The following is a 21,160-nucleotide window of genomic DNA, read 5'->3' on the forward strand; positions in this document are numbered from 1 at the left end:
GTCTCCCTACGCGGCCGACCGGAGCGCGAGCCGCGCCCAGTCGCCGTCGAGGGTGCGGAGTTGCGGGTCGGGCGCACCGCCGAAGGCGATGGACTGCAGGTAGTTCGCCACCGGGATCTCGGCGGGGATGAGCTGCGAGGCGCCGAGGTAGAACGCGGCCTGGTCGTACGAGTCCTGCATGCCGCGGAGCGCGGGGTTCGAGACCGGAGGAGAGTCCTTCCGCACGCCGAAGCCGTTGTTGTCGGCGTTGTACCGGTCGCTGATCTCCGGGCTCATCAGGAAGGACAGGAACTCGCGGGCGGCCTCCTGCTTCCGTGAGGCCTCGGGGATCCAGAGCCCGAGGTCGACGTTGACGCGCACCTTGTTGTCGGCGGGGTCGTCGGTCGCCGGGAACGGGAAGGTGCCGAGGTCCATGTCGGGGTTCGTCTTCGCGATCTCGCCGAGCGCCCAGGGGCCCTGCAGGTACATCGCCGCCTTCCCCTGCGCGAACGCGAGGTTGCCGTCGCCGTAGCCCCGGCTGGCGGCGCCCTGCTGGTGCCACTGCAGCAGGTCCACCATGCGGCCGACGGGAGCGGCGAAGTCCTTCTCGAACGACACCGCCGACCCCCTGCCGACCGAGGTGCCCTCGCGGTCGAGCGCCGCGAAGGTCGACGGCACGTCGAGCATGCCGCCCACCGAGTAGTCGAACATGCCCTGGGCGATCGTCCAGTTGTCCTTGTACGTGCCGTACATCGGGGTGATCCCGGCCTTCACGAGACGCTCGCACACGTCGGTGAACGCGCTCCAGGTCGTCGGCACCTCGAGACCCTGCTGCGCGAACAGCTGCTTGTCGTAGATCACCGACGCGGCGGTCACCGAGTAGGGCAGGACGCTCGTCCGGCCCGGGTAGTCGGCGGTCTGGCGCATCAGGGGCCAGAGGTCGGGGTTGATCGTGTCCTTCTCGGGCAGGTCGGACAGGTCGGTCAGGGCCCCGTGCTCGACGAACGACACCATCGCGTAGTTGTAGTTCAGGCACCCGAGGTCCGGCGGTCGGTTCCGGACGAAGTTCGCGGACATGTTCGACGTCGAGTCGCGGACCACGCGGATCGTCGACTGGCTGTCGTGGAACTTCGCGATGACGTCGTCGAAGTACCCGATGACCTCGGGCTTCGACACGTAGAAGGTGATCGTCTCGGGTCGGCTGCTCGATCCTCCGAGCGGGGCGCACCCGGCGAGTGCCAGGCCCGCGCCGATGCCGCCCGCACCGAGCAGGAACCCGCGGCGGGTGACCCCGGCCGTGCTCCTGGTGGTGGCGTGTGCTTGCACGTCGTCTCCGTCCGTCCGGACCCGGCGTCCCTGCCGTTCCGACTCGCGTGCCGGCGTCGGTGTCGGCTCGCGCGACTAAATGTACTCAGAAAATCTAATCGCGCAAGCAAGTCGCGTCGCGGTAGGGTCGGCGCATGCCACAACGCCGTGTGACCCCCCGCGCGACCAGCGCCGAGACGGTCCTGGCGTACGCCCTCGAGCCGTCGTCCGGTGCCTTCACGGCGACCGAGGCGATCGACGCCACGGGGCTGACCCGCTCGACCGTCCTCGCCGCGTGCGCGGAGCTCGTCCGGCTCGGTTGGCTCCGCGACCTCGACGACGCCCGCACGGCAGGGGAGTACCGGAAGGGCCGGCCCGCCCGGCGCTGGGAACTCGTCGCGGACGCCGGGGTCGTCGTCGGCGTCGACGCGGGGCAGCACCGCGTCACCGCGCTCGTCGCCGACCTGCGCGGCGCCGTCCTCGCCCGCACCGAGGGGGCGCTCGGCGAGTCCGGGCTCGAGGTGCCCGTCCGGCTCAGTGTGACGACCGACACCGTCGCGGCGGCACTCACCGCGGCCGACGTGGACGCCGCCCGCGTGCTCGTGACGGTCGTCGGCATCCCGGCTCCGGTCGACGCGCTCGGTGCGTCACCCCGCGACGGCGGCTTCTGGGACAGCATGAACCCGGGCTTCTCGGACGTCGTGCCCCACGGTGTCGTCGTGGTCGAGAACGACGCGAACGCCGCCGCGCTGGCCGAACGGCCCTCCTCGGGGGACGCCTCGTTCGCGGCGCTGCTCTCGGGCGAGCGGTTCGGCGCCGGCCTGGTCGTCGACGGCGTGCTGCTCCGCGGTGCCCGGGGCGGTGCCGGTGAGCTCCGGGTGCTCGACCTGGTCGACGGGGTGGCCTCGTCGAACGGCATCGGACGCACCGCCCGCGAGCTCGTCCGCGCGGCGCGGGCCGACGGGCGCATCGGTCCGGCTTCCCTGCTCGGCGGCGTCGAGGAGCCGGGCGCCGAGGCGGTGTTCGCCGCCGCCGCGCTGCTCGACCCGGTGGCGCTCGAGGTCGTCGACCGCCTGGGGGACCGCCTCGCCCGGGTCTGCGTCCTGCTCGCGAGCCTGCTCGACATCGACCGCGTGGTCGTCGCCGGAGCGATCGCCGACGCCGCCGCTCCCGTGATCGAGCGGGCGCGCGAGCACCTGGCTGCCTGGGAGTACGACCCGACGCCCGAGGTCGTGCCGTCGCGGCTCGGCGGCGACGTCGTGGTCCTCGGCGCCGTCGCGCGTGCGCTCGACCTCGTGCACGCCGATCCGCTGGCCTTCCCGCTGCCCGCCGAGACCCCCGCCGTCGCGACCTGACCGCCGATCCGCTGCCACCGAGCCCTTCCCGACCGGACGTACGAGTCGTACGATCGGTACATGTACAACCTGCCCGCGAGTGAAGCACGCCAGCGATGGTCCGACCTCATCGACCATGCGCACCGCGAACCGGTCGCCATCACGGTCCGCGGCCGCGAGCAGGTCGTCGTGCTCGAGGCGGAACTGGCTCGCCGGGCACTGCAGGCGCTCGAGGACGCGATGGACCGGGCCGCTGTCGATCGCGCTCGGCGGGAACTCGCGGAGGACCCGGAGACGCTGCCCCTCGAGCAGGTCGCCCGCGAGCTGGGCATCACGCTTGGGTGAAGCCTCGCCCGTCGAGTACCGGGTCGAGCTGACCAAGCGTGCCGCGAAGGCGCTGACGAAGCTCGACCGGGTCGTGCAGCGGCGGTTGCTCGCCGCCCTGGTCCTGCTCCGCACGACGCCGCGTCCGCCAGGGTCGACCGCGCTGGTCGGCCGGCCGGGCGAGTTCCGGGTCCGTGTGGGCGACCACCGGATCGTCTACGAGATCGTCGACGATCGTCTGGTGGTCCTCGTGCTGGTCATCGGCCACCGCCGTGACGTGTACCGCTGAACCCGACCGACCGACCGACCGCCGACCCCCCCCTGGGCCGATCAGTGACACCGCGGCTCGGTCCGCGGCAGACTGGGCCCGTGACGATCCGACCCGTCCTCGTTCCCACGGTCCTCGGTTTGCTCGCGGTGTTGTGCACCGGGTGCGTCGCCGTCGGTCCGGAGGAGGGTGTCCTCACCCTGACGGGCAGCGACGCGGCCCCGCTCCCGGTGTGCAACGGCGCAGCACCCGTCTCGGTCTCCGCCCTGGCGTCCGACGACCCGCCAGCGTGCGAGCCGACCGGTCAGGTGCTCGTCTTCCCCGACGGAGGCCAGCTGCAGTTGCCGGGGGGATCGCTCGGCACCGGTTCGCAGGCTGCCGCGTCGGGCGTCCGGTACGCGTACAGCGGTGTCGGGCGGTTCGGCGTCGTCGCGGCGCAGGCCGGTCCTGGTTGCGTCGATGTCCAGGAGTGGGGGACCCCGGACGCGTTGCGTCGGGTCCACGACGCCTTCGGCTCGCGCTGGATGTGCGACTGACCGGGCGCGGGACGCGAGCGCCCGGCGGCCGCTCGCGGCCCCTCAGCGGAGGAGCGCCGCCAGGACCTCGGCGGCACGGGCGGCCTGCTCGGCGCTGACGTCGAGGTGCGTCACGAGCCGGACGTGCCTCGGGCCGAGCTGCATCACCCGCACGTCCCGCTCGGCGGCCGCGGCCACGAAGGCTGCCGGATCGGTCACCTCGGCGAAGACGATGTTCGTGTCGACGGTCGCGGGGTCGACGTCGAGCGCGGACGCGAGCACCCGGGCGTTGGTGTGGTCCTCGGCGAGACGGTCGACGTGGTGCCGGAGCGCGTACCGGCCCGCCGCGGCCAGGAAGCCCGTCTGCCGCATGCCCCCGCCGTAGCGCTTCCGCCAGGTGCGGGCCGCGGCGACGTGCTCCCGGGAGCCGACGAGCACCGAGCCGACCGGCGCGCCGAGCCCCTTCGACAGGCAGACCGACACGGTGTCGAACCCCGCGGCGAGGTCGCGCAGCGCGATCCCCGACGCGACGTGGGCGTTCCACAACCGGGCACCGTCGAGGTGCACCGCGATGCCGTGCTCCCGCGCGAACGCCTGCACGGCGTGCACCTCGTCGACGGGCTGCACGGTCCCGCCACCGAAGTTGTGCGTGTTCTCGATCGCGATCGCCGTCGTGGACACGCTGTAGGCGCCGGCGTTCGGCTCAGCCACCTCCGCGACCGCCGCCGCGACGAGGCGTCCGCGCTCCGAGGGCCACGTGCGCGTCGTGATGCCGGAGAACACCGCCGCGGCACCGAGTTCGGCGCGGACGACGTGGGCCCGGACGTCCGCCAGGAGTTCCTCGCCCGGCGCGACGTGCAGCCGCAGCCCGAGCTGGTTCGCCATCGAGCCGGTCGGGGTGAAGAGCCCGGCTTCGTGGCCGAGCAGGTCGGCGACCTCGCGCTCGAGGGCGTTCGTCTCCGGGTCCTCGCCGAAGACGTCGTCACCGACCTCGGCGTCGGCCATCGCTCGGCGCATCGCAGGCGTCGGGCGGGTCACGGTGTCGGAGCGCAGGTCGATCGGAGCGTCGGTCACCGGGCAACGCTAACCCGCCGTCCGGTCCGTCGATCACCAGGCAACACCGACCCGCCGTCCAGTCCGTCGATCACCGGCGTCGCTACGGTGAGGCCCATGCAGCCGCCAGCAGCCGGGACCCTCCGCATCCTCCACCTCTCCGACACGCACCTGACCGGTGACGGTGCCCTGCACCAGGGGTCGGTCGACACGACGGCGGCGTTGGACGCGGTGCTCGCGCACGTCGACGGGGTCCCGGGCGTCGGCCTGGTCGTGGTCTCGGGGGACGTGTCCGAGGACGGGAGTCCCGCGTCCTACCGCACCGCTCGCGAGCGGATCGGCGCCTGGGCGCAGCGGCACGGCGCCGCACTCGTCCTGGTCCCCGGCAACCACGACCTCCGCGAGGGCTTCCGCCAGGTCCTCGCGAACGGCCACGTCCTCGGGGAGGGCGGCACGCCGCTCGCGCACACGATGGAGTACGTCCCGCCGTCCGTGCCGGTCTCCGGGCAGTCGGTCGTCGCCGGCTTCCGCGTGGTGACGGTCGACACGAGCGTCCCCGGTGCCGGCTACGGCGCGCTCAGCGACACCGCGCTCGAGCGACTCCGCGCGGCGCTCACCGGCGAGCCCGTCCCGCACGGCACGGTCGTCGTGCTCCACCACCCGCCGGTGCCCTCGCCGACCTTGCTGCACGAGGCCCTCCGCCTGCAGGACCCCGAGGACCTCGCCGAGCTCCTCGACGGCTCGGACGTCCGGGTGGTGCTCGGCGGGCACCAGCACCACCACAGCGCCGGGTCGCTCGCCGGCGTCCCGGTGCTCGTCGCGCCCGGGGTCGCGAACGACACGGACGTCGTCGGACCGTACGCCGAGGAGTCCGCCCACGTCGCCCACGGCGCACTGGTCGTCGACGTCGCCACCGACGGCTCCGTCTGGTCGACACCGGTCCGCGTCCCCGACCCGGACCGCGACGTGCTCGCCTTCGCGCTCGACGCCGAGACGGTGGCACGGATCGCGGAGCAGGCGGGGCCCGCCGCGCGCTGACGGCGCCTGGTACCCCTCGCTCACGGACACCGTTCCGGCGTCGCGAGTACACCGGAGCCATGCCCACGGAAGGAGTCCCCCATGCGCATCGGTAGTGCAGTGCAGTACGACCGGTACGGCGGGTTCGACGTCGTCGACCTCGTCCCGCAGGAACGTCCCGAGCCCGGACCCGGCGACGTCGTCGTCGAGGTCGTCGCCGCCGGCCTGAACCACGTCGAGCGGTTCCTCCGCGAGGGGAAGCTGCGCGACCACATCGACCTCGAGTTCCCTGCCCACCAGGGCGTCGACTTCGCCGGCATCGTCCGGGCCCGCGGCGCCGAGGTCCGTGACCTCAAGGTCGGCGACGAGGTGATGGGCCACGCGCCCGAGGGCGGTGCCCACGCCACCTGGATCCGCGTGCCCCGCGGTGCGGTCGTGAAGAAGCCCGAGCACGTCGGGTGGGAGGTCGCCGGCGGCCTCTACCTGGCCGGCGCCACCGCCGCGACGATCGTCCGCGGACTCCGTCTCGGGCCCGACGACACCGTCGTGATCTCCGCCGCTGCCGGCGGTGTCGGGCACATCGAGTGCCAGCTGGCGCACGATGCCGGCGCGACCGTCATCGCCCTCGGCAGCCCGCGGAACCACGACTACCTGCGGCAGATCGGTACGCTGCCGGTCGCGTACGGCGAAGGCGAGGAGGACCGCATCCGGCAGATGGCGGCCGGCCGGCCGATCACCGCGTTCATCGACAACCACGGCGGTGGCGGTGCAGCGGACCTCGCATCGCGGCTCGGCGTGCCGTCGGAGCGGCTGGTGACCTCCGAGCACCGCCGCGACGTCGAGATCCGGTTCCTGCGGGCACCGGCCGACGACGAGGAGGCCCGTGACCTGCTCACCCTGCTCGGCAAGGCCGTGCAGGACCGCCGCGTGCAGGTGCTCATCTCGGGCTTCTACCCGTTCGAGTACATCGTCGACGCCTACGAGGACCTGGCCGAGATGCGCTCCCGCGGCAAGGTCGTGATCGGCATGCAGACGGTGGAGACCGGTGCGCGACTCGACTGGTACCGCTCGGAGAAGGCGCGTGACCTGCGCGACCGCTACGCCGATGCACGAGGCGCGGACACCGAGACGATGGCCGGCGGGTCGGCGAGCCCGGAGGCCTGAACCACACGCGCGACGATCGGGCCCGGTCTCCGGCAGGAGGCCGGGCCCGATGCGTGCGCGGGAGAGCGTGCGTCGGCTAGCTGAGGACGTCCTTCGTCGCGAACCGTCCGTACGCCAGCGCCCCGAACACGGCCACCCAGCCGAGCTGCAGCAGCGCGTTCGCCCCGAAGGAGTCGAACGCGATCGGGTCGCGGAGCAGGTCGCCGAAGCCGAGCCACAGGTGCGAGAACAGGAACGGGTGCAGCCAGTCGAGCTGCGGGAGCTGGTCGAGCACCTGCGACACCCCGGCGAGCACGACCGTCGCGGCCATCGCCCCGACCGGCACCGTCGTCAGCGTCGAGGCGAAGAGCCCGATCGCGGCCAGCCCGAGCATCGACAGGGCCACGTACAGCGCGAGGAGCAGTGCGCGGCCGGCGTACGACCAGCCGCCGACCTGCGTCCCCGACAGCAGGGTCACCGGGCCGATCGGGAAGAGCAGTGCGCCGATCGCCGCGCCGACGAGCACGACGAGGAGCGTCGCGGCCAGGCAGAACGCGACCGTGGCGGCGTACTTGACCAGGATGAACCGCAGGCGGCCGGTCGGGGCCACCAGCAGGTAGCGGATCGTGCCGTGCGACGCCTCGCCCGCGACCGTGTCCCCCGACACGACCCCCACGGTCAGGGGCAGGAACAGCGGGATCGACACGGTGAGCGCGGTGAACGCGACGAAGAGGCCGTTGTTCGTGATGTCCCCGAGGAACGCGGGACCACCGGAGTCACCGTCGGTGGTCAGGCGCACCGCGATCGCGATGAGCACCGGGACCAGGGCGAGGGCACCGAGCATCGCCCAGGTCCGGCGGCGCCGGAACAGCAGCGCGAGCTCCGACCCGAGCAGGGCGAAGGGGCGGACGGGACGGCGGACGGGCTCAGGCTGCGACATCGAACCCCTCTCCGGTGAGCGCGACGAACAGGTCCTCGAGGGTGCCGCCGCCCACCGCGACGCCCCGGACCCGGACGTCGGCACGGACGAGGTCGGCCGTGACGGTCTCGGGCAGGACGTCGTCGGGCAGGTCGGCGACCAGGACGTCCGCACCGGTGTCCCGACGCGGGGAGAGCCCCAACCGCACGAGCACCGCCGAGGCCTCGCCCACGTCGGGGGTCCGGACGGTCAGGGTCCGTCCGCCCGTCGCCCGGAGCTCGTCGAGGGACCCCTGCGCCACGAGGCGCCCGCTCCGCATCACCGCGGCGTGCGTGCAGACCTGCTCGATCTCGGCGAGCAGGTGGCTCGACACGAAGACCGTGGTGCCGTCGTCGGCCAGCGAGCGGATGAGGTTGCGGACCTCGCGGGTCCCCTGCGGGTCGAGGCCGTTCGTCGGCTCGTCGAGCACGAGGAGGTCACGCGGCGCGAGCAGTGCGCCCGCCAGGCCGAGGCGTTGCTTCATGCCGAGCGAGTAGGCGTGTGCCTTCTTGTCGGCGGCGTGGCCGAGCCCGACGCGGTCGAGCGCCGTCGCGACACGGTCGTGGCGGGTGCGCGGGTCGGAGGTCGGGTCCGCCGCGTCGAACCGCTGCAGGTTCGCCCGACCGGACAGGTACGGGTAGGCGGCCGGACCCTCGACCAGCGCGCCGACGCGGGGGAGGACCTCCTGCAACGCGCCCGGTACCGCACGACCGAGCACCTCGATCGTGCCGCTCGTCGCCGCCGACAGGCCGAGGAGCATCCGGATGGTGGTGGTCTTGCCGGAGCCGTTGGGTCCGAGGAACCCGAAGACCGATCCGCGCGGGACGGCCAGGTCGATGCCGTCCACGGCGCGCTGCCGGCGGAACACCTTGACGAGCGACTGCGTCCGGATCGCGAGGTCGGGAACGGACCGGCCGGGCTCCGTCGCTGCCCGGTCCGGCTGCGGGGCTGTCGTCACTTGGCGGCGGTGACCAGCGCGGACACCGGGACGGCGCCGGCGAACACCCGGCCGTCGTCCGCCAGGTAGACCGACACGAGCGACGTCTGCAGTGCGCGGCCGCCGTCGACGGGCTTCGTCACCTGGTCGAGGAGCGCCGAGGCGTCGGAGTCCCGACCCGGTCCGGCGGTGTCGCCGGCGGGCAGCTCCACGACGCTGTCCCACCCGGAGCCGGTCACCGTCGGTCCGACGCCGCTCCGGTCGTCGCCGTGCGCCCGACCGCCCTGCCCGTGCCGGTGGGCGTCCGAGAGGTCCTTCGTCGTGACCTCGGCGCCGGACGGCGGGGTGAAGTCGAACAGTCGAGCGTCGGGCGCGCCGTAGTCGAGGCTCGTGAACCCGACCTGGAACGCCGGGTCCTGCTGCCCGGCTGCGGTCACGGTGACGCGCAGGGGCAGCCCGGTCTGCTGGTCGACGGCGAGCCGGACCGAACCGACCAGGGTGTCGTCGGACCTCGGCGTCAGGGTGACCTGCCATGCGTCGTGTCCGGCGACGCGGACCGTCGTCGGGTCGGACACCCGGGTGCTCGGGGTGATCGCGTCGACCGCACGCTCGGCCGCCTGCGCCGGCGTGGTCGCGCCGGCGGTGGGGGCGTCGGCGTCCGCGGGGAGCGTCAGGTGCACCGCAGTGCGCTCCTTCGAGTCCCAGGTCCACACGTCGGACCCGTTCCGGACCACGTCCTGTTCCGCGAGCTGCTGGGTCAGCTGGAAGCGCTGTTCGTCCTCGCCACCGACGTACACCCGCGCGGTGTGCGCGGCGGTGAGCAGTCCGAGCACGTCGGACGCGTCGCCCTCGAGCGAGGAGCCGCCGCTGCCCGAGGGGAGCTCCGGCAGCCCGAGGTCGCTCGTCTGCGCGAGCGTGCCGGAGTACTGGGCGTCCCGGGACCCCGCGATGCTCGCGAGGACCTCGGCCGCGGTGGGGTCCGAGCCCGCCACCGGTTCGGCAGCGGCGTTCGCGATCACCGGCGCGGCGATGACGCCGGCGACGACGACCGGCGCGATCGCGGCGGGCAGCCAGGCTGACTTCTGCATCGTGTCCCCTTCGGTGGAGCGGTGGGTCGCGAGCACCGTACGTCGGGCTGCCGACAGTCGGCTGGGCGTCCGCGGCTGTCGTCCCGGTGCCCGGCACTCGTAGGATCGGTCCGCCCGGCGACGGGACGACACGGCGGCGAAGGAGACGGCATGCGCGCGGTCCTCGGACTGGACATCGGTACCTCGAGCACGAAGGCGCTGCTGGCCGGGTTCGACGGCAGGGTGCTCGCCGAGGGCTGCCGGGAGCACAGCGTCGACCGCCCCGTCGAGGGGCGGGTCGAGATGGACGGCGACGCCTGGTGGGCCGAGTTCGTGGACCTGACGACCGAGCTGCTCGCGCGGGTCCCGCACGCGCGGGTCGAGGCGGTCGGGGTCAGCGGCATCGGTCCGTGCGTCCTGCTGTCGGACCAGGACGGACGGCCGCTGCGGCCCGCGATCCTCTACGGGGTCGACACCCGCACGGCGGACATGCTCGACGAGGTCGCGGCGGAGCTCGGCGGTGACGACGCCGTCCGTGCCCGGTGCGGCAGCAGGCTCAGCACACAGGCCGCCGGGGTGAAGCTCGCGTGGCTCGCCCGGAACGAACCCGACACGTGGCGTCGTGCCGGACGGTTCACGATGCCCTCGTCGCGGATCGTCGAGCAGCTCACCGGCGAGTACGTCCTCGACCACCACTCGGCCAGCCAGACGACCCCGCTGTACGACGTCCACGCCGAGCGCTGGATCGACGACTGGTGCGCGCGGCTCGCGCCCGGTCTGCGGATGCCGCGGCTGCTCTGGCCCGGCGAGCGGGCCGGTGACGTGACGGCCGCCGCGGCCGCAGCCACGGGCCTCCCGGCCGGGATCCCGGTGATCGCGGGGACCATCGACGCGTGGGCCGAGGGGGTCAGCTCCGGCGTCCCCGCGCCGGGGCGGGTGTTCCTGCAGTACGGCTCGACGATGTTCCTCATCGCGCCCACCGACCGACCGACGTCGGTCCCGGGTCTGTGGACCACGGTCGGGACCCGCCCTGGGCAGCCCTGCGTCGCGGGGGGCACCGCGACCTCCGGCGCCGTCACCGACTGGCTCCGGCGGCTCGTCGACGGCGACCGCGCAGCACTCCTCGCCGAGGCGCGGGCCGCCGGTCCGGGCGCCGGGGGACTGCTCGTCCTGCCCTACTTCGCCGGGGAGCGGACCCCGATCGCGGACCCGGACGCCCGCGGAGTGGTCGCCGGGCTGACGGTCCGGCACACGCGTGGTGACCTCTACCGCGCGACGCTCGAGGGGACGGCCTACGCGGTCCGCCACAACCTCGAGGTGCTGGGCGGGGCCGGCATCGACGTGCACGAACTCGTCGGCGCCGGCGGCGGGGTGCTCGGACGACTGTGGCCGGAGATCGTGTCGGACGTCACGGGGCTCCCGCAGACCATCCCGTCCGTCACCACGGGGGCGTGCTTCGGCACGGCGTACCTGGCCGCGCTGCTCGTCGACGGCGCGGACCGCGTCGACATCCGCGCCTGGAACCCGCCGGCGGTCGTCATCGAGCCGGACCCGGCGGCCTCCGAGCGGTACGACCTCGGGTACCGGGACTACCGGGAGCTCTACGAGGCGACCGTGCCGGTCGTGCACCGGTTGGCGCGCCGCCAGCGCGACGACGGGACCGCCACCGCACCGGCCGGTCCGGCGGGTGCGCTGGCGGTCCCGAGGGGGCGACCGGCGTCAGGTCACGCGGTGGCGGTGACCCCGGCGTCGGTGCCGGCTGCGCCTCCGGCGTCGGTGCCGGCTGCGCCTCCGGCGTCGGTGCCGGCTGCGCCTCCGGCGTCGGTGCCGACGGGCGCTGAGCCGTCGTAGCCGCAGATCGCGGCGACCTTCTCCGCGCTCGCGCTCGACGGGTCGAACGTGTACCCGAGCCACTCCTTCGCCATCCGCCGGGCGACCTCGACACCGATCACGCGCTGGCCCATGCAGAGCACCTGGGCGTCGTTCGACAGCACCGACCGCTCGACGCTGAACGAGTCGTGCGCCGTGACGGCCCGGATGCCGGGCACCTTGTTCGCGCTGATCGCGACGCCGAGCCCGGTGCCGCAGACCAGGATCGCCCGGTCGGCCTCGCCGTCCGCGATCATCCGGGCGGCGTCGACGGCGACGTGCGGGTACGCCGTGTGGCCCTCCGCGTCCACGCCCACGTCGACCACGCTGGCCACGCGGTCGTCGGCCTCGAGGTCCCGCTTGATGACCTCCTTGTAGTCGAAGCCCGCGTCGTCCGAGCCCACCACCAGTCGTAGCGTCATGCGTCCACTCCTTCGCGTCGTGCGCGGTCGGCGAGCACCTCGCCGATCCGTGTGAGGACCATCCCCATCGAGGTGGCGCCCGCATCGGGCGTCCCCACGCTCTTCTCGGCCAGGGGTCGGGCCCGCCCGACCTTCGGCCGCAGGTCCGCCGTGGCCTCCGCCTGCTCGACGGCGACCCGCGCTGCCGTCCGCCAGGCCGCCGGCAGGTCGGCGCCGTCGTCGACCGAGGACCGCAGCTGGTCGACGAAGGGCAGCAGTGCGTCGAGCAGCGTCTTGTCGCCGCGGGCCGCGCCGCCCAGGTGGACGATCGAGTCCGCGAACGCCTGCGCGGCAGCCACGACGTCGGCCGGACCGTACGTCCCCCGGTCGTCGCCGAGCGCACGACCGAAGGACTCGAGGGCCGCGCCCCAGAGCACACCGGACGTCCCGCCGGCGGACGCCGCCCAGGCATCGCCCGCCCGACCGAGCACGAAGGCGACACCCGCGGCGGGGTCGGTCTGCTCGACCGACCGGCGGGCCGCCGAGACACCCTTCACCATGCCGCGCCCGTGGTCGCCGTCGCCGGCGACCGCGTCGATGCGCCCGAGGGTCTCCTCGTGCTCGCGGAGCAGCGCGTCCATCGCCACCACGGCTGTGCGGGCGGTCTCGGCTGCCCGCCGGGAGGCCTCGGTCGCGTCCGGCACGACGGTCGCCTCCGCCTCGGCCTCGGCCACCGCGTCGGCCGGCACGAGCGCCGCGACCGGAGCGGCGACCTTGCGGTACGCCGGCGTGTAGGCGTCCGCGCGCCAGTACTGTTCGAGCTCGTCGTCGAGGAACTGCAGCGTGAGCGAGCAGCCGCCCATGTCGAGGCTGGTGACGAGCTCGCCGACCTCGGGCTCGACGACCTCGAGCCCGGCGTCCTCGAGGAGCGGCAGCACGCGGCCCCAGAGCAGGAAGAGCTCCTCGTACTTGGTGTCGCCCAGGCCGTTGAGGATCGGTGCGACCCGCGGCCCGGCGCCCTCGGGGCGTTCTGCGACCAGCCGCTCGACGAGCAGTGCGGCGAGCTCCCGCGCGGGCAGCACCGGGACGTCCCGGATGCCCGGCTCACCGTGGATGCCGAGGCCGAGGCCGAGGTGTCCGTCCGGGACGGAGAAGAGCGGTTCGGTGGCGCCGGGCATGGTGCAGCCCGAGAACGCGACTCCGATCGTCCTGGTGGCGGCGTTCGCCGCGGTGCCGACGCGCTCCACCTCGTCCAGGTCGAGTCCCGCCGCCGCGGCGGCACCCATCGCCTTGAACACCGAGAAGTCGCCGGCGATGCCCCGCCGCTGCGCGACCTCGTCGGCGCTCGCGACGTCGTCGGTGACCACGACGATGCGCGTGTCGATGCCCTCGGCGCGCAGGCGCTCGGCGGCGAGGCCGAAGTTCATCGTGTCACCGGCGTAGTTGCCGAACGACAGCACGACGCCGCGGCCCTGGTCGGCGGCCTTGGCCACCGAGTACACCTGGGCCGCGGACGGCGAGGTGAAGACGTTGCCGACGACGGCGCCGGTGGCGAAGCCGGGGCCGACGACGCCGCAGAACGCGGGGTAGTGCCCGGATCCGCCGCCGACCACGACGGCGACCTGCCGGTCGGCGCCCTCGGTCGGGAGGGCGACCACCCCGCCGTGCACGCCGCGTACCCGGTCGGCGTACAGGGCGAGCCAGCCGGCCAGCTGGTCGTCGGCGAAGTCCTCGGGGTCGTCGTGGATCGTGGTCATGGCGTGCGTTCCTGTCGTGCGGTGGACCGGGGTCCGGTGGATGGGGTCAGGATCGGGTCGGACGACCGGGTGCGTCGGTCGGGTCGGAGGGGACGGGTCGGGGACCGGGCGGCGGCGGGACGGCCACCGCCGCCCGGGATCGGCTCGGCGGGCCTCAGCGGGTGCCGCGGTGCGGGCGTCCCTGGGGCACGTCGAGGAAGTGGATCATCACGAAGGCGCAGGCGTAGAGGCCGACGAAGGTCCAGGTCACCGCCTGGCCGCCGCCGCCGAGCGCGAAGACCGCGGCGACGACGCCGGTGCCGAGGAACGCCGCGCCACCGGCAGCGGTGGTGTACATCGCCATCGCGGCACCCTTGTGCTCCGGGGCGAGCGCGGGCATGATCGCGCCCATCGGGACGAAGCCGGCGAGCAGGCAGCCGAACACGCAGCCGGCGACGACCGAGAGCACGTAGCCCCAGTCGGAGCCCGCGGGCACGAGCTGCGGCACGTACCACCAGGCGACGAGCCCGGTCGCCGAGCCCACGATGCCGAACCACTTCACCGTGCGCTGCCAACCGATCCGGTCGCCGACCCATCCGAACAGGGCGTTGACCAGGATGTTCGTCGCGTAGACGCAGACGGTCATGAGCAGCCAGCGGCTCTGGCCCCACCCGCGGTCGTTCGCGATGATCGCGGGCAGCACGACGAACATGCCGAACTCGGGCGCGGTGTTGATGAGGCGGACGAGGAAGCCCATCAGGATCTTCGGCCGGGTGGCGGTGAGGCGGATCCCGCTCGTCATCACGCGCCAGGCGCTCTCACCGGCGGGTGCGATCCGCGTGAAGCCGTTGGGCAGGCGGACGCCGAACAGCATGATCAGGAAGCCCACGACCACGAGGCCGATCGATGCGACCATCGCGCCCGCCTCGCCGACCGTGCCGCCGCCGAACACCGGGATCGCCCCGATGGCGAACAGCGAGCCGAGGGTCGGCAGCCCACCGGTGAAGGCGACGTAGAACCAGCCGACGGCCGAGCCGTTGCGCTCCACCGGCGTCGTGATGTTCACCCACACCAGGAAGGCGAACGCGAACAGCGGGTAGCCGAAGCCGCGCAGGGCGTACGCGACGGCGGCGAACGGCACGCTCTGCACCTCCAGGGCCAGCAGGAACAGCACCTCGAAGACGACCCAGACGGCGAAGCCGAGGATCATCACCCGGCGCGGACCGACCAGGTCGGACAGGGCGCCGGAGACGTAGCTGCCGATCAGGGCGGCGAGGCTGTAGAACGTCACGATCGTCGCCACGGTGGCCTCGGGGCTGCCGAGCACCGCGACCATGTGCGGGGTGATGAAGTTCGACTCGACGCCGTTGCCGGTCATGAAGACCAGCACGGCGACGAAGCCGAGGGCGAGCGGACGGGGGATCCCCATCCGGTCCAGCCGGCCCTCGGACCGGCCGGCGGGGGGCGTGGAGGCGGTGGTGCGCGCGGTCGTCGTCGACATCGCGGGGACTCCTCGGGTGTCAGGCCCGCGCGGCGGACGTGGTCGGCGCGGACGTGGTCGGTGCGGACAGCGACGGGATGATGGACACCTTGACGGACGCACCGGCGGAGTCGCCGACCAGGTCCAGTGCCTGCTGGAAGTCCTCGAGCGGGAACTGGTGCGTGCAGATCTCGTCCATCGGCAGCGTGCCGGACTCGAGCAGCTTGATCGCCGCCGGCCAGGTGTGCGGACCGAGGTGTGCCCCGCGGACGTCGAGCTCCTTGTCGTCGGAGATGATCGACCAGTCGACGGAGACGGCGTCCTTGAAGACCGAGTACTCGACGAACGTGCCGAGCTTGCGGAGCAGGTTCAGGCCCTGCGGTACCGCGGACGGGTGGCCGGTGGCCTCGATGTAGACGTCGGCACCGTAGCCGTCGGTGAGCTCCTTCACCCGGGCGACGGCGTCCTCGTGCGCGATGTTGATCGTCAGGTCGGCACCGACCTTGCGGGCGAGCGCGAGCTTCTCGTCGACGACGTCGAGCGCGATGATCCGCAGCGGGTTCTTCTGGCGGGCGCCGGCGATCGCGGAGAGACCGATCGGACCGGCGCCGGCGATGACGACCGTGTCGCCGAACCGGATGTCGCCGCGCTCGACGGCGTGGAAGGCGCAGGAGAGGGGCTCCGCGAAGGCAGCGACCTGGCCCGGCAGCGCGCGGTCCACCGGGTGCGTCAGAGCCCCGCTCGGCACGAGCACGTACTCGGCCATCGCGCCGTCGAAGCCCTTGAAGCCGAACATGTCGTGGACGTTGCACATCCAGTAGGCGCCCTCGAGGCAGTAGCGGCACTCCCAGCACGGCACGATCTGCTCGCAGGCGATGCGGTCGCCGAGTGCCACACCGCGCTTCGCGAGCGCGTCGTCGGCGCCGGCGACGATCGTCCCGACGAACTCGTGGCCGGGGATCCGGTCGGCTTCCGCCCATGCCGGGCGGTTCTCGTCGCCCCAGAACTTCGCCGCGCCGTGGTAGCACTTCAGGTCGCTCGCGCAGATGCCGACGGCGTCGGTGCGGAGCAGGAGCTCACCGGGTCCGGGCTGCGGGACCGGACGCTCCTCGAGTCGGTAGTCGCCCGGACCGTGGACCACCACGGCACGCATCGTGGTCGGGATCTCGCGGTGCGCGTCGCCCTGCGCCGGGGTCTCGGTCGTCGTCGTCGACATGAGCTGGTCCTCCGTTGGTCAGCCGGGCGGTGTGCCCGTTCCGATGGTTCGGCGACGACTGTACACGGTCGGGAACAGATGTCCAGAACACAATTTCTGCTATCGTTCCGACACCACGACCGCGCATCGCAAGGGAGCGACCATGACCACCGCCACCGAGACCGACCTCGCCGCCGCACTCCGACCGGGCCCCGACGCCGTCGACCTGACGAACGACCTGACGGGCCGCACGGCGGTCGTCACGGGTGGGGCGTCCGGCATCGGCAACGCGATCGCCCACGCCTTCGCGTCGCGCGGGGCCCGGGTCGCGATCGTCGACGTCCGGACGGACGCCTCGGCCGCTGCAGCCGCCGGGCTGCCCGACGTCCCCACCGGTGCGCACCTCGGGCTCGCCTGCGACGTCACGGACGACGCCTCCGTCTCGGCGGCGGTCCAGCAGGTCGTCGACGCCGCCGGGTCGATCGAGGTGCTGGTGAACTGCGCCGGCATCGTCGCGCTCGACGCAGCGGAGGACCTGGACGGCGGCGCGTGGGCGCGCACGCTCGACGTCAACCTGACCGGGACCTTCCGGCTGGCGCAGGCGGTCGGGCGGCACATGCTCGCGGCGGGCAGCGGTCGGATCGTGAACATCGCATCGCAGGCGGCACACGTCGGCCTCGACCGGCACGCGGCGTACTGCGCGTCGAAGGCCGGCGTCCTCGGGCTGACCCGGGTGCTCGCACTCGAGTGGGGCGGACGCGGGGTCACGGTCAACACCGTCTCGCCGACCGTCGTGCTCACCGACCTCGGCCGGGCGGCCTGGGCGAACGAGGCGGGGCTCCGCCACCAGGACGAGATCCCGACCGGTCGCTTCGCCACCCCCGCCGAGATCGCCGCCGCGGTGCTGTTCCTGGCGAGCGACGGTGCCGCGATGGTGAACGGCGCCGACCTGCGCGTGGACGGCGGGTTCACGATCCGGTGACCCCCGGTCGGACTACGATCCGAGTGTCCGACCGATCCGAAGGGTCCGCAGCATGTCCTCCGAGAGCACCACCGGCGCCGAGGGGGCCCGGGCCCGCTTCCCGCTCGACACCGTGTACCAGGCGGCGCGGATGTACTACCTCGAGGACGCCACCCAGGTCGAGATCGCGTCGCGCCTGGGGGTCTCCCGTCCCACGGTCAGCCGTCTCGTCGCCGAGGCCCGCCGCGCCGGACTCGTCCGGATCGACGTCGTGGACCCCTTCCAGGACGAGACCGTCGCACTGGCCGAGCGCCTGCAGGTCGTGCTCGGACTCCGAGCCGTGCACCTGGCCGCCGTGACGCACCAGGCGACGCTCGGCGCCGACCTGGCCGCCCCCATCGCGACCGCGGTCGAGGGCATGGGGCTCACGCCCGGCGACGCCGTGCTGATGTCCTCCGGTCGCACCGTGTACGACGTCGCACACGCCGGGATGCCGCCGCTGGCCGGGGTCCAGATCGTCCCGACGGTGGGCGGCCAGGCGGACCCGATGCCCTGGTTCCAGACGAACGAGATCACGCGGACCGCTGCCGAGCACTCCGGTGCGATCCCGGCGTTCCTCTTCGCGCAGGCCCTGCCGTCCGCCGCGATGCGCGCCACCCTCGACGAGGACCCCGCCTTCCAGCACGTGGTCGGGCTGTGGGGGCGGGCCAAGGGTGCGATCCTCGGCGTCGGCGCACCGACCCCGACCCGCGACGCGCTGGCACGGGGGATCCCGGTCGAGGACGCCGTGTTCGACCAGGCCGCCGGTGACGTCTGCCTCAACTTCTTCGCCGCGGACGGCTCGCCGATCGAGTTCCCCGGCAGCGAGCGCATGGTCCGGACCTCGCGCGACGTCCTGGCCGGCGTCCCGCACGCGGTCGGTGTGGCCGTGGGGGCGGCGAAGGTGCCGAGCATCGTCGGCGCGGTCCGCGCCGGCATGGTCAACGAGCTGGTGAGCGACGCCGCGACCGCGCGCGCCCTGCTCGACGCGCTCGCCTGACCCGGCCGCGCACAGCGGCACCCTCGGCCGCGTCGCCCGTGCGCGTGCCGCCCGCCGTCGGGACGGCACCGTCGACGGACGGGAGGCGCGGTGCGGGCCGGTGCCGCGCCTCCCGTCCGTCCCGTGTCCCGACCGTCAGTCGGTCGTGCGGGCGGTCCTGCGGACGTCCCACAGGTGGTGCACCGGGTCGTGCGCGTAGTAGGTCGCGAGGGTCGCGACCGTGAAGACGCTGCCGTCCGACCGCCGGCCCGTCCGCCCGAGGGCGTCGTCCGGTACCGCGGCGAACGCGGCCGCGGCGTCGCGAGCCGCCTCGGTCAGGTCGCGGGAGACGACCGCCGGGTCCTGCTCGCCGTACCGCTCCTCGACGGCGGTGGCGTCCTGGTCCCAGTTCGCGAAGGCCGGGCCGTCCTCGGAGAGCACGAGGCGGAGGCGTTCGGTCATCTTCCGGTGGACGTCGCGGACGTGTGCGCCGTACTCGAGCGGCGACCACGTGTGGTCGTCCGGGCGCTGCCGGACGTCCGGACGGGCGAGCTGCTCCGGCCAGGCCGCCGTGTTCTCCGTGATCACGGCAGGGACGTCGCGGAAGGCGAGGGCTGCGCCGTCGAAGCCGCACTCGGGGCACGCCGCGCCGATCACCCAGGTCCAGTTCTTCGTGTCCGGTCGGATCGCCATGGGGCAGACGTTACCGGCTCGTGACCTCGCGCCCCATCGGCACGGGCATGCGGATCGGGCGGGACCCCCGTCCGGGTGACACGCCGTTCCCTGTGAATCCCGTGGCAGTGCCCGGCCTCGTGCTCCCTAGCGTTGCTGGCTGTCCCGGGCCGGTACCGACCGGCCCGCCCCACCACGAGGAGATCGCGAATGGGTTCCGACCCCAGCAGTACCAGCACCCGACCACCCCGACGTCTGCGCGTCAGCGACGTCACGGTGGTCGACCGGAGCATGATGCGCCGGGCCGTCAGCGGCATGGTCGTCGGCAACACGATGGAGTGGTACGACGTCGGGGTCTACGGCTACCTGGCGGTCACGATGGGCCGGGTGTTCCTGCCCACGGCCGAACCGTCGGTGCAGATCCTGTTCAGTCTCGGGGTGTTCGCGGCGACCTACGTCGCGCGGCCCCTCGGCGGGATCGTGTTCGGGCGGCTGGGGGACCGGCTCGGACGTCAGAAGGTGCTCGCCACGACGCTGATCCTGATGGCGTCGTCGACCTTCCTCATCGGGGTCCTGCCGGCGTGGTCGACCATCGGTGCGGTCGCTCCGGTGGTGCTCGTCGTGCTGAAGCTCGCGCAGGGGTTCTCGACCGGTGGTGAGTACGCCGGGGCCACCACGTTCGTGACCGAGTACGCCCCGGACCGTCGGCGCGGCTTCTTCGCGAGCATCCTCGACTTCGGCAGCTACATGGGCTTCGCGCTCGGTGCGACCGTGGTGACCGTGCTGCAGGTGACGCTGGGCGAGGAGACGATGACCGCCTGGGGCTGGCGCCTGCCGTTCCTGCTCGCCGGCGTGATCGGCGTCGTCGCGATCTGGTTCCGCCTGCGCATCGAGGAGTCGCCGGTGTTCCAGGCGACCCAGGCCGCGCAGGAGGCCGCCGCGTCGGACCGCGAGGCCGCAGCGGGCGGCCGACCGGCGAACGTGCTCGTCATGGTGCGCGACCACTGGCGCCCCATCGTCATCGCGATCATGCTCGTCGGCGCATCGAACACGGTCGGCTACGCGCTGACCTCGTACATGCCGACGTACCTCACCGACTCGCTCGGCTACTCCGCGATCGACGGCACGCTGCTCACCATCCCCGTGCTCGTGCTGCTCGCCGTGATGCTGCCGGTCGCCGGACGGCTGTCCGACCGGATCGGTCGCCGCACCGTGATGTGGATCGGCGCCGGGACGACCGTCGTGCTCGCCGTCCCCGCCTTCCTGCTCATCGGGCACGGCGCGCAGTGGTCGACCCTCGCCGGGCTCGGGCTGCTGGCGCTGATGACCGCGCTGTGGGTGTCGAACCAGGCAGCGTCGCTGCCGGCGCTCTTCCCGACGTCGACGCGGTACGGCGGCATGGGCTTCGCCTACAACATCGCCATCGCGGTGTTCGGCGGGACGACGCCGCTCATCGTGCAGGCGCTCCTGACGGCCACGGGGGACCAGCTGGCGCCCGCGTACTTCCTCGTCGCGATGAGCGTCGTCGGAGCGGTCGGTGTGTTCTGCATGCGGGAGTCGTCGCAGCGCCCGTTGCCGGGGTCGATGCCCGCGGTGGAGTCCGAGGACGAGGCCCGCGAGCTCGTGCTCACGCAGGACACGAACCCGAACCTCGACCTGGGGGACCTGCCGTTCGCGGCGCAGGACCGGGCGGAAGCAGCCGCCGAGCGCTGACGGTGTGCGGCTGACCGGCGCCGGGTGACCGGGGCCCGGGGCGGCGCGCGGCGCCCGACGCGCGGTTCCAGGTGCCAGGTTCGCGACGTTGCACGTGTCGATCGACGCGTGCAACGTCGCGGTTCGCGCGTCACCCGCGTCTCCGGGCGTTCCCACGTCCCTGGCGAGCAGTGCCCCGCCGTCGGTGCCGCCGCCGGTGCCCGCGCCGGCGGCCG

At 73.4% G+C, this 21,160-nt stretch carries 19 protein-coding genes and 1 pseudogene; 10 read left to right on the plus strand and 10 right to left on the minus strand.

All coding sequences use genetic code 11. The features are described from left to right. Window positions 1-6 precede the first annotated feature (6 nt). A complete protein-coding gene (locus M3666_RS03855; protein ID WP_066655551.1) occupies window positions 7-1,305 on the minus strand; it encodes an ABC transporter substrate-binding protein in 1,299 nt (432 codons plus the stop codon). A gap of 134 nt (window positions 1,306-1,439) precedes the next feature. On the opposite strand from M3666_RS03855, the gene M3666_RS03860 reads away from it, so the two are divergent. The 4 genes from M3666_RS03860 (at window position 1,440) to M3666_RS03875 (ending at window position 3,746) form a co-directional block, all read left to right on the plus strand. Further along, entirely contained in the window at window positions 1,440-2,639 is a 1,200-nt protein-coding gene (locus tag M3666_RS03860) for an ROK family protein (protein ID WP_251154547.1), read from the plus strand. A 60-nt stretch (window positions 2,640-2,699) separates the two neighbouring features. After that, the gene (locus tag M3666_RS03865) at window positions 2,700-2,963 is read left to right on the plus strand and encodes a type II toxin-antitoxin system prevent-host-death family antitoxin (RefSeq protein ID WP_066655545.1); all 264 of its coding nucleotides are present in this window, start codon (window positions 2,700-2,702) and stop codon (window positions 2,961-2,963) included. Further along, window positions 2,956-3,231 (plus strand): type II toxin-antitoxin system RelE/ParE family toxin, encoded by a 276-nt coding sequence (locus M3666_RS03870; protein ID WP_066655542.1) that lies wholly within the window; start codon window positions 2,956-2,958, stop codon window positions 3,229-3,231. Before M3666_RS03865 ends, M3666_RS03870 begins: the two co-directional genes overlap by 8 nt. 80 nt (window positions 3,232-3,311) lie before the next feature. Then, the gene (locus M3666_RS03875) at window positions 3,312-3,746 is read left to right on the plus strand and encodes a hypothetical protein (protein ID WP_209684956.1); all 435 of its coding nucleotides are present in this window, start codon (window positions 3,312-3,314) and stop codon (window positions 3,744-3,746) included. A 42-nt stretch (window positions 3,747-3,788) separates the two neighbouring features. Here the strand turns inward: M3666_RS03875 and M3666_RS03880 are convergent, their stop codons facing one another. Continuing rightward, a complete protein-coding gene (locus tag M3666_RS03880; protein WP_081984994.1) occupies window positions 3,789-4,799 on the minus strand; it encodes a low specificity L-threonine aldolase in 1,011 nt (336 codons plus the stop codon). A 96-nt stretch (window positions 4,800-4,895) separates the two neighbouring features. Between M3666_RS03880 and M3666_RS03885 the strand changes: the two genes are divergently transcribed. Then, window positions 4,896-5,816, plus strand: a complete 921-nt coding sequence (locus M3666_RS03885) for a metallophosphoesterase (protein WP_066655527.1) — start codon at window positions 4,896-4,898, stop codon at window positions 5,814-5,816. 81 nt (window positions 5,817-5,897) lie between these two features. Further along, complete coding sequence (locus M3666_RS03890; protein WP_081984992.1) at window positions 5,898-6,959, plus strand: NADP-dependent oxidoreductase; 1,062 nt, start codon at window positions 5,898-5,900, stop codon at window positions 6,957-6,959. 76 nt (window positions 6,960-7,035) lie between these two features. Here the strand turns inward: M3666_RS03890 and M3666_RS03895 are convergent, their stop codons facing one another. The 3 genes from M3666_RS03895 to M3666_RS03905 are packed head-to-tail and all read right to left on the minus strand — an operon-like array spanning window position 7,036 to window position 9,921. Next, window positions 7,036-7,878 (minus strand): ABC transporter permease, encoded by an 843-nt coding sequence (locus tag M3666_RS03895; protein ID WP_066655521.1) that lies wholly within the window; start codon window positions 7,876-7,878, stop codon window positions 7,036-7,038. Next, the gene (locus M3666_RS03900) at window positions 7,865-8,854 is read right to left on the minus strand and encodes an ABC transporter ATP-binding protein (RefSeq protein ID WP_066655518.1); all 990 of its coding nucleotides are present in this window, start codon (window positions 8,852-8,854) and stop codon (window positions 7,865-7,867) included. The genes M3666_RS03895 and M3666_RS03900 overlap by 14 nt, the downstream gene beginning before the upstream one ends. Next, window positions 8,851-9,921, minus strand: coding sequence for a sigma-E factor regulatory protein RseB domain-containing protein (locus M3666_RS03905; RefSeq protein WP_081985322.1), 1,071 nt, complete (start codon window positions 9,919-9,921; stop codon window positions 8,851-8,853). Before M3666_RS03905 ends, M3666_RS03900 begins: the two co-directional genes overlap by 4 nt. Before the next feature lie 150 nt (window positions 9,922-10,071). On the opposite strand from M3666_RS03905, the pseudogene M3666_RS03910 reads away from it, so the two are divergent. Further along, window positions 10,072-11,370: pseudogene (locus M3666_RS03910) on the plus strand (FGGY family carbohydrate kinase); the annotation flags it as partial. Between the two features lie 254 nt (window positions 11,371-11,624). Here the strand turns inward: M3666_RS03910 and M3666_RS03915 are convergent. The 4 genes from M3666_RS03915 to M3666_RS03930 form a co-directional block, all read right to left on the minus strand. After that, window positions 11,625-12,191, minus strand: coding sequence for a ribose-5-phosphate isomerase (locus tag M3666_RS03915; RefSeq protein WP_251154548.1), 567 nt, complete (start codon window positions 12,189-12,191; stop codon window positions 11,625-11,627). Further along, window positions 12,188-13,927 carry a dihydroxyacetone kinase family protein gene (locus tag M3666_RS03920; RefSeq protein ID WP_251154549.1) on the minus strand — a complete coding sequence of 580 codons (1,740 nt, stop codon included), beginning with the start codon at window positions 13,925-13,927 and terminating at the stop codon, window positions 12,188-12,190. The genes M3666_RS03915 and M3666_RS03920 overlap by 4 nt, the downstream gene beginning before the upstream one ends. Window positions 13,928-14,081: 154 nt before the next feature. Continuing rightward, window positions 14,082-15,407, minus strand: coding sequence for an MFS transporter (locus tag M3666_RS03925; protein ID WP_209684962.1), 1,326 nt, complete (start codon window positions 15,405-15,407; stop codon window positions 14,082-14,084). 19 nt (window positions 15,408-15,426) lie between these two features. Continuing rightward, on the minus strand, window positions 15,427-16,602 hold the full coding sequence (locus tag M3666_RS03930) for a zinc-binding dehydrogenase (protein ID WP_209684963.1): 1,176 nt from the start codon (window positions 16,600-16,602) through the stop codon (window positions 15,427-15,429). A gap of 142 nt (window positions 16,603-16,744) precedes the next feature. On the opposite strand from M3666_RS03930, the gene M3666_RS03935 reads away from it, so the two are divergent. Beyond that, entirely contained in the window at window positions 16,745-17,563 is an 819-nt protein-coding gene (locus M3666_RS03935) for a GolD/DthD family dehydrogenase (protein ID WP_209684964.1), read from the plus strand. Between the two features lie 52 nt (window positions 17,564-17,615). Beyond that, window positions 17,616-18,581, plus strand: coding sequence for a sugar-binding transcriptional regulator (locus M3666_RS03940; RefSeq protein WP_209684965.1), 966 nt, complete (start codon window positions 17,616-17,618; stop codon window positions 18,579-18,581). 135 nt (window positions 18,582-18,716) lie between these two features. On the opposite strand, the gene M3666_RS03945 is transcribed toward M3666_RS03940, so the two are convergent. Next, window positions 18,717-19,253 carry a DinB family protein gene (locus M3666_RS03945; protein WP_066655496.1) on the minus strand — a complete coding sequence of 179 codons (537 nt, stop codon included), beginning with the start codon at window positions 19,251-19,253 and terminating at the stop codon, window positions 18,717-18,719. A 189-nt stretch (window positions 19,254-19,442) separates the two neighbouring features. Here M3666_RS03945 and M3666_RS03950 point away from each other — a divergent pair, with 189 nt between their 5' ends. Further along, window positions 19,443-20,945, plus strand: coding sequence for an MFS transporter (locus M3666_RS03950; RefSeq protein ID WP_209684966.1), 1,503 nt, complete (start codon window positions 19,443-19,445; stop codon window positions 20,943-20,945). The last annotated feature ends 215 nt before the right edge of the window (window positions 20,946-21,160 follow it).

Source organism: Curtobacterium sp. ODYSSEY 48 V2, from assembly GCF_023712625.1.
Lineage (GTDB): Bacteria > Actinomycetota > Actinomycetes > Actinomycetales > Microbacteriaceae > Curtobacterium.